Here is an 8,481-nt window from a genome sequence, read left to right as displayed (position 1 = left end):
AGCCGGACCGCCAGCATCGAACGGAAGCCGTGCCGGCTGAGCTGGCCGTCCGCGGCCTTCAACGATCGAGCCTCTACGGCGGAACTCCTTCATCGACCGCGCTGAACCGTTACTAATGACAACCTGCCTCCACGGCTTGCCCGCGAGGTCCACGATCGCAACCACGTGCGAATCGAGCCATCCACGATCACGCCACGCTGGCAGAACTCCTCGACCTTTTGGTAATGCGATCGAAGTTATGGCGTCGCGGGCGTAATCGGCTTGTTGCTGGCTGCGCAGCTCCGAATCCGGCGCCGGCAGACGCAACTGCGCCAACCGAGGAGAAGGGATCGCCGCAAGCTGGCGGTTGGTGCCAGAAAGCCACCGTCGCACGGTGCGCGTTGAAACCCCGCAAGCCTCGGCGACGACCGCGACGTCCACTCCCCCGCGCTCGGTCTCGCCATAACAGGTCCGGAGCATCATTTCGAGTCGCTTGCGTGTCCACCGCGGCCCTCGCCGAGAAGTCATCGCCGCTTACCGTTCCACGTCGAAGCTATTGATTTGGTAGAACTCCCAGCCGCCGACATAGTCTTGGGCTCGGCTGTTCATCCAATTGATCATTCCCTTGTCGCCCCCATTTTCGTAGGCGCTCCACATGGATTCAACCTGGTCGGGTGTCAGGGCCAAGGTGATCATTCGGTCCCGCGCATACTCCCGGGTGCCGGGCCCCTGTACCGCGTCGATCTTGATCTTCCCGCCGAAGTTCGACAGTGCTTTTCCTCGTGCGCTGCTGCGTACGCTCGACATCGCTTCTTTACGTGAGGTTCGAGTGGACGCGGACTGTTTCGCTTTGCGGGCCAATGCATTCAAGGTTTCGGTGCGTGGCTTCGCAATTCGCTGTCGGCCCTCGGGAGCCAGCCAACGCTCGACTGTTCGTTTGGAGACACCCAAATCACGTGCCGCTGCAGCGGTGTTGATTTCGCTGCGCTTTCCCGGTCCGTAAGCGGCCAGCAGCTGAGCCTTCAGGTTCGACGCATTTGGCTGTCCGGAAATGTCGGCCCCTTGCCGGCCGGTCAACTTCCCGAAGAACTCCCCCTGAAGTTTTCCTCGTTCCCCCCGCAAGACTTCCCGGATGGCAGTCTGAGTGACACGAAGCTCTTTGGCTGCTCGCGAGATATTGATTCGGCCGGCCACGACAGACCCGAAGTCGGAAAGACTGTCTGCGATGCGCGAATACGACGCCCTACTGAGTGGGTTGCGTGCCATCAGGAATCACTCCCCTCCGCACTAGCTGCCCACTCGTTCGGAGCAATCAGCTCCGACTTCCCCCGATAACCTTTGCCGTCCAAATACTGCAGGTGGTCGGACAACAGCGCCGATCCTTCCGGCTTGTAGTTCCCGAACCCCCGCCCGAACTGCTTCTGATCTCCAGGCCACGCCAATTGTGGATCGCGCTCGTCGGAGACGTACAGGACGGTGTCCTTGGTGACCGCTACAGGCCACACTCCGCTGTCCTCGCCGATCTTCGCGATCCTATACATGATGTTCGCGCGAGATTTAGCGACAATATGGTGGTGCCGCTCGGGCGAGTAACCGGGTCGCCCGGCCAAATGCATGTCGGAATTGAGCATGCCAATGGTGTGCGTGTAAATCACTTTGTTCTGCTCACGCGCCAACAGTGCATCGGTGTCACCCTCGATATCCAAGGCGGTTCGCGCATCGCGAATGCGTTCGTACCACGGCACCAGAACGCGCCCGTGATCTCGCCAGACGAATGCTTCCAAGATCTCCGGCTCGTAACCGAGTTGGGCAGCGCGTTCGAGAGTCGGAGTGGTCACCCACTTCGGTTCGGAGACAGACAGCCCCATCGGATTCAAGGGATTCGGGTAACGCCAGTCCGCTGCGTCGGGGATTTCGATCAGCCAGTATCCCGGAAGCTTGCGATCGAACACCATCCCATCCGGGTGATGCTCTGGCTCCCCGATCGGCAATTCGAGACCAGCAATACCGGCAGCATAGGAACCGCCGCGATCGAAGGCATGAACGTAGCGGCATTTCGCCTCTGAATCGGAAAGGGTTCGCGACCAATCGATATCGGCTTCAAAGATCTGGAACTTCTTCGCAAAATCCGAGTCGGACGGCGCGAAGATCCGCTTCCATTCCTTGGGGCGCGCGGCGATCATCAAGTCGATCCCGGTCGATGCAGGACTCACAGCCCACGGGAATCGGAGCGCCCCGGCCAACAACGCAAGCCGCCTTGCCAACGTGGCTGCGGTAGGAGAGTCACCAAGTACAGGCATCTCTTTCGGATCCTGACTCATCCCGGAAATCAGAGCTACCCACACGCCACGTGCCTCGCCTCGCCACACACGAGTCCACGTCCCTAGCCGGTCCCCCGGCTGCCCGCCAAGCTGCCATCCCTGAGCCAGCGCATCGGTCACAAATGCAGATTCAGCCGACAGCTCCTTGAGTCGATCATTCCTGTTGCGTTTCCCCAACGAACTGGTGTCAATACCAACTTTCTGCGCCATCGCATCGGTGATCCAGATCTGACCAGGCACAGACCACGTGTCAGACGTCCACGTCCCGAGATTCAGCGTCGTGACCAACTCGGCGACATCTCCGACATGCGCGATCGGAGTAGCCAGCTCGTGGCGAGTGCCGTCCGGCAGCCATACACCGTCGACATCGAGTACTGCAGCCGGCGCAGTGAACGCGGCCGCCTTCTCCTTGCCGGCCGTCTTCACTACCTTCGGGCGAGTCTCAGGGCCCTTCGGTGCCAGCGCTACCAGCGGTGAAGGTTCGGTAGCAGGTTCGATTTCTTCCTGATTTTCGGCTGTGCCAGCTGCAATCGCCCGAGAAGCAGCGGTGCTCTGCCACCAGCACGGGAGGTGCATCACGAGTCCGTCGATCTCCCAGCCAGCTTCGTCGCCATGGCAGAGAGCGCAGGTAGATGTAGGTGAGATCTGGAACCCGTCTGCGGAGAATCCCTCTGCATCGGTTTCAATCGCCATTTCAGGCTCCTTGTCAGTGACAGAGCTGGTTAGACCCTTTTTTTCGTTGGACGGGATTGGCGAAGATACTGCGAACCCGGTAATGGACGAATTCGCTCGCGCTTCATCTGGCGAATCGTGAAGGTCCCGTCCATCGATGTCTGTAGGAAGGTCGGCAGGCTTGCTATCCGGTACCGGACCGTGGGGATCGTCAGATCCCGTTCTCACCTCAAAATCGTCCGAACATTCGCCGAACAACTTGTGCAGGCGTAGTGCGACCATTCGTTGACGACGGTTCTCGCACTTGATCATTCGCTGCACGGTGTAGCGGGGCATCCGGCCCTTCCGCTCTTCCGCGATCAGCACACCTTCGTCGTATAGTGCGCGCAGTGCAGTGCCCCGATCAATTTGCAAGGAATCGGTCAACATCTGCCCGGCGGATTTGAGGACCTGCTCAAGGGCCAGCAAATCAATGAGAATCTGCGGTTCCCCATCGCAGGGCCGTGGGTTGGCGACGACATAACCCAGACGGATTCCTCGACCCTCCTCTCTCCACCGAGCGGTGCCATCAGATGTTTCCCCGACAACGCTGCGCCGCCAGCCAAGTCGCTTGGCCAACGACCAGTCACTTGGCGCCTCACCAGTTTCGACGTCGTCGACGTATGCTTGCCCATTCCTCAATGCGTGTATCAAAAGCTCACGTACCCGGGCGCCCGGTCGCATCGGGAGGTCAGGATCGACCGCCGCGGACGCGGCATCGGTTAGACCGACAGCTACGAGGTCTCCCATATGTGCGACTTCGTTTTCCGTCAACGCGCCCAATTCGACAAGGAAGCGTGACATGGCATGCCAGCCGGCCCACAATGAGCCCAAAGCGTCGGCTTGACGTACGCTTTCGCCGCCCTTTCTCAGCTGATTGGCGTACTGTTCGCCTGCTGCAAAAGCGGCGGAACGAACTTCATCCAAGCGGGGGCACAGCCACTGCAAATAAGTGGCCATTACCAGGGCACGTCCGTGGCGGGATTCAGGGCCATCCAATTCTTTCAGAACATTCAGATCGATCTCTGACGCCTGGAGAGGGATGACGAGCATTCTTTGAGCTGCTGACCCTGGCCTCGGCATGATCTCCGACGTAATCAGGGCAGAAGCGCGGGGTGGTGTCCCGTCAAGGATTCCGAGACCGTCCCGGGTGCTCCGTGACCGCTCTTCACCATTGTGAACCAGACGAGCGAACTCTTCGAGAGCTTTCTGGGCGGTGGCGAAGTCACGCGTGGGAGCGACGTCATCGGCCCAATAAAGGGCATCTTTAGAAGCATTCAATTTGATGCGCAGTGCATTCAACGTGTCACCGTTACCTGACATCGATGAAGCAGGACGTCGACGGTCCCATTTCTCGCCCCAGTGATGCATCGCCAACGAGGCAAGCGAGGTTTTGTAGCTCCCTGGAGACCCGACAAGTGCCATCACCCACGGGTTTGGGCCTAGCGCGGACCTGAATACATGCCCGAGTAGTGCTGCCGAGACCCGGGTAGGCGTGCGTTCGAGCATCGATGCCGAGTCGCAAAGAAACGCGGCCCGGATCCGCGCAGGATCCGAACTGGGCGCAGGTAAGTCGAACATTCTCAATGGGCCGGTCAACAGCACAGGTGCTACCCGTCCGCCGTTCTCGTCGATAGCACCGCCGGCGTGTACGAAGAAATATTTTCCTTGCGCGTCCCGTCGCCATCCGGTGGATCGATACCGTACAACGCGTCGAATCTCGCGTCCGCCAGCTCCTTTGAGTGCATCACGAAGCTTTGCAACGCCGCTTGGACGGCTGTCGTAAGCAGGAGGGCCTGGCAGTGTTTCCACCCACGCGCAGTCCCGATACTCCTTTGCCGGGATCCGGACCCGCAGAAACTCACGGCTGTCCGGATGCGTGTATCCGATGATCACCGCAGTCAGCTCTTGCGGCGAGGCAGGGTTAATTTCACTCTGACCGGCCATCGCTTCGCGGCCCATCAAATCAGGCTCGTCGACGTCCACCCCATCGTCGGTGACTTCGAGATATTCCATCTCGACGATGCGAGCATCGATATCCAGCACCAACTTTGCCTGCTGATCGCCGTCTTTCCTGGTGACGATCTCGACGAGGTTCCCTTCGATGATTCGATAGACAGGGGCGATGAAATTGGTTCCGCGGATGCCATTGCGAACCACGACCGATGTCGCAGACGGACCGTTCGCCGCGGTGGCCTCGTCCGCGTTAGCTTCAGTGACTGGCGCGGGTTCGAGCTCCGGATCCTGCAGCAGCGGAGGGATCGCGACGCCGGCGACCTCATGAGCAGCTCGCGCCGCCACCCGAGACGCATTCCAAGCAATCGTCGCGGACTCGACGGCTTCGCCAGCCCACTCGGTCCCCTCCTCGGCTGCCTGCTGAACGACTTTGTCCACGAGCTCGCTCAGATGCTCAAAACGGCGCTCAGCCTCCAAAGCCCAGCGCTGAGCGCGCACCAACTCTTCATCGGACTCGACCTGCGTGTCAGCTAGATCGATACGCGCTACAGCCTCAGCGAGCGCGACCTCGACAAGGGCCTGCTTTTCGACCACGTCAGCAGCGAAGCTATGTGCTGCGACTTCTCCAGGACGGACCGGAGTAAACCCACCCCATTCGTCCTCGTCCGACCACAGCCCAGCCTCGACGTGGTCGGTGAAATCAGACTTCGGGGTGACTATCGCAGGGAGCAACAACTGAACCTGTGCGCCAACTCCACCTAGCAATGACGCAAGTTCTATGCCGCGCTTCCATCCAGCGCCATCTCTATCGAGGACGACGCGGACCTCTGCACCCTCGAAGAGCTCAGCGGAGGTAACTGGAAAGCTCAGCCCACCCTGCGCATTGGTGGTCGCGACCAACCCCAATATCTCAGCGGTCTCGACGTCCTTCTCGCCTTCGAGCAACCAGACCGGTGACCGCTCAGACAGGGCGGACAAGAGGGCGGGAAGCTGATAAAGGACAGAATCAAAACCGTCGGGCTTGCGCTTGAGACGGGTGCCGTTGGCACTGACAAACAACTGCCGGAACTGCTTGTGACGTGCGCCGTCACAGGAACTGCATTCCTCGCGGATGACTTCTTGGACGACGGTGCCGTCCGCCGACACGTATGGGTAGACCCTGACTCGAACCCAACTGTGCTCAATCTTGGGGTCTGGTGCAGCTACGGCGATTCGAGCCGGCAACCGCCCGCCTTTAGGACGTCGTCGACCCGCACTCCGTTGTTGAGCCGAACGGCCGACCCGAGTGAGTGCATCGCGCTCGGGAAGAGGTTCGTCGAACAGCTCGACCATGGTCAGGCCAAGGCCTTCGGCAATTTCCAAAGCAGAGGCGTTGCAGCCGTGGCAATGCAAAAGCACCATGCCGCCGCGGTGACCGTTGACCCAGCTCACTGACAAGGACGCATGTCGGTCCGCGTGGACAGGGCATAAGGCCATCAACTCGTGAGGGCCTCGGTGTTGGACCCCACCACTGGACTCGACCGCGATGCGTACGCGGTCGAACGACGACATAGGACCCGTCGCTGCGCCGCTCGATGCAGCCGCCGTCATGCGATTGCCTCAGCGACACTCGTCGCCAAGGATGGCGAGTGTGCTCGGAATTTGGTTAGAATGGCCATAAGTCCTCTGGACTTGAGTAAGTGAAGTTCGGAAAGTGACCTCGCAAGTCGCTTCCCGGGACTGAAATCGAATCGAAGAACCCCCTCCGGCCGGCAAAGCAGTGGGGGTTTTTCGCTGTCTAGGGCCAACTCATGCTGGAACCGAAAGTTCGCCGTCGGTCGCTTCGCGAGCAGCCTGGGTTCGATCAACTGCATAGCGGGCGTCGTGGATGCGGAGTCGCTCCGGATCCAACTTCTTGAGGATGTAATCAGGAATGTCGAGGTTCGAGGCGCGCGCCATGACGAGCACCCAGTAGTCCCCGAGATCGATCCCGAGTTCGTCTGCCCGACGTTCGTAGACCTTGGCCTGGTTGAGGGGTGCGCGCACGGAGAGGCACCGGCGCGCGCCTTTACTTGGTCGTCCCATGGGATGAGCGTAAATCGATTCTGATTCAGAAACGGTGATGCTGGTTGTGTCAGCGTGTCGTGCCCGGCGCTGCTCATGTCTGAAATCCCCTCAACCCTCGCAATGAATGCCTCTGATTAGAGGAAGATCCGCGTGCCCCGCGCCGTGTGACAGATGGGGTCAACAAATCTTCGTGCGCATCATGTCGCGAGACCTGGACGGGCCGAGTCGAAGCGGAGTCAGGTTAGCGAGGCATGCACTTTCCCACTACTACGTGTGACCTATCTGCGAAGTTGGTGGGGAGTGGGGGGAGTGGAAAGAAACAGCAGTTCAGGCGGCAAAAACCGCTCCCCACGTAGGTGGGGAGCGGGGTGGGGAGTGGGGTGGGGAGCGGCTTCAAAGACACGAATCGGCCGTTTGCGCTCGCCCGGATCTACGATCTGTTTTTAGGCTACGAAGGCAGGCGATTCGATGCCACCTTCGACTGCCGTTCATGTGGGCCTGGAAGCAGAGACGACCTCCGAGGCTTACTTTTTGCTCCTCGAAGGTCGTCCCCCACTATCGTGCGGGCGACCGCAGGTGCAACGACAAGACGCCCGCGAGCAATCGGCTGCGCGATTTGGAACCGACGACCTTCACTTGCTCGTCAAGCCAGTCACGTTGAGCGGTGGTGAAGCGGAACCAGGTCTCGACGGGTCCTTTGACCGTGAACGGCTCTTGATGGACTGGAATCCCTGAGGACGATCTGCCCGCGACGGGTTGAAAGAGGGCTCGCAGTCGCTCGATGCCTACTGCGTCGAATGCCTCGATGGCAACATCGGCGTGATCGCATCGCCGTTCGGCTGCACGATTCACCAAGGCGTCGCGAGTGGTGCGATCCAGGTAGGCCGTGACAGTCACCTTCGAGGTATCTGCAGCCGGCGGATTTCCTTCTTCCAGAATCTGGGCTGGGGGCGCTTCGGTGACTGCGGGTGGAGACTCGACGACAACAGGAGGCGCGTGGGGTGGTGCGACTGGAACGGTGACAGCTTCGGGTTCCATCGGCTGCACCCGCACTGGAGATTCAGGCGCCGAGACGGCGGGTTGAGGGGCGTCGGTGACTCGTTTGGGAGTCGGCGGGTGAGGAGCTGTGGAGTCGATCTGGGGTTGAGCCGTGTCCGGTGTCTGTGGGCTCGTAGTGCGGCGAGGCTGCAGCCCGCCGGCCGGGGGCAAGAGACCAGCGAGTCCCTCTGCTCGGTTGGGCTTCGGGGCGAAAGACTTGGCAATGCTCTTGCGGTTGCGGACCCTATTTTCACTCATGCCGAAGCCCTCTCAGCGGTGATGGTCGACATCCGTACGAGGATCTCGCGGGTGAGGTTCGAGTAGTCCTCGGCCAGGCCAGAGGCGTTTCGCGAGAGCATGGGCTACAGCGCGTGGATCCACAAGTTCGCCGAGGACGCCGACGTCCCCGTCCCACTCGACCTTGAGCTGG

At 60.4% G+C, this 8,481-nt stretch carries 4 protein-coding genes and 1 pseudogene; all 5 read right to left on the bottom strand.

Going from position 1 to position 8,481, the window contains the following annotated elements; all coding sequences use genetic code 11:
* Positions 1-363: 363 nt before the first annotated feature.
* Positions 364-462: pseudogene (locus ABT116_RS36150) on the bottom strand (hypothetical protein); the annotation flags it as partial.
* Positions 463-513: 51 nt separating this feature from the next.
* Complete coding sequence (locus ABT116_RS36145) at positions 514-1,245, bottom strand: hypothetical protein (protein ID WP_003942446.1); 732 nt, start codon at positions 1,243-1,245, stop codon at positions 514-516.
* Positions 1,245-6,398 carry a hypothetical protein gene (locus tag ABT116_RS36140; RefSeq protein ID WP_003942443.1) on the bottom strand — a complete coding sequence of 1,718 codons (5,154 nt, stop codon included), beginning with the start codon at positions 6,396-6,398 and terminating at the stop codon, positions 1,245-1,247. The genes ABT116_RS36145 and ABT116_RS36140 overlap by 1 nt, the downstream gene beginning before the upstream one ends.
* Positions 6,399-6,755: 357 nt before the next feature.
* Positions 6,756-6,992, bottom strand: a complete 237-nt coding sequence (locus tag ABT116_RS36135) for a hypothetical protein (RefSeq protein ID WP_003942442.1) — start codon at positions 6,990-6,992, stop codon at positions 6,756-6,758.
* 576 nt (positions 6,993-7,568) lie between these two features.
* On the bottom strand, positions 7,569-8,051 hold the full coding sequence (locus tag ABT116_RS36130; RefSeq protein ID WP_003942444.1) for a hypothetical protein: 483 nt from the start codon (positions 8,049-8,051) through the stop codon (positions 7,569-7,571).
* Positions 8,052-8,481: the final 430 nt, after the last annotated feature.

Source organism: Streptomyces sp. NPDC002130, from assembly GCF_040296465.1.
Classification (GTDB): domain Bacteria; phylum Actinomycetota; class Actinomycetes; order Streptomycetales; family Streptomycetaceae; genus Streptomyces.
Note: the sequence above shows the minus strand (reverse complement) of the source record. Positions and strands in the feature narration are given on the sequence as shown.

Bases quoted from the DNA above. Each gene is read 5' to 3' on its own strand.
- ABT116_RS36130 (WP_003942444.1), bottom strand. From the start codon at position 8,051: ATGGAACCCGAAGCTGTCACCGTTCCAGTCGCACCACCCCACGCGCCT.
- ABT116_RS36145 (WP_003942446.1), bottom strand. From the start codon at position 1,245: ATGGCACGCAACCCACTCAGTAGGGCGTCGTATTCGCGCATCGCAGAC.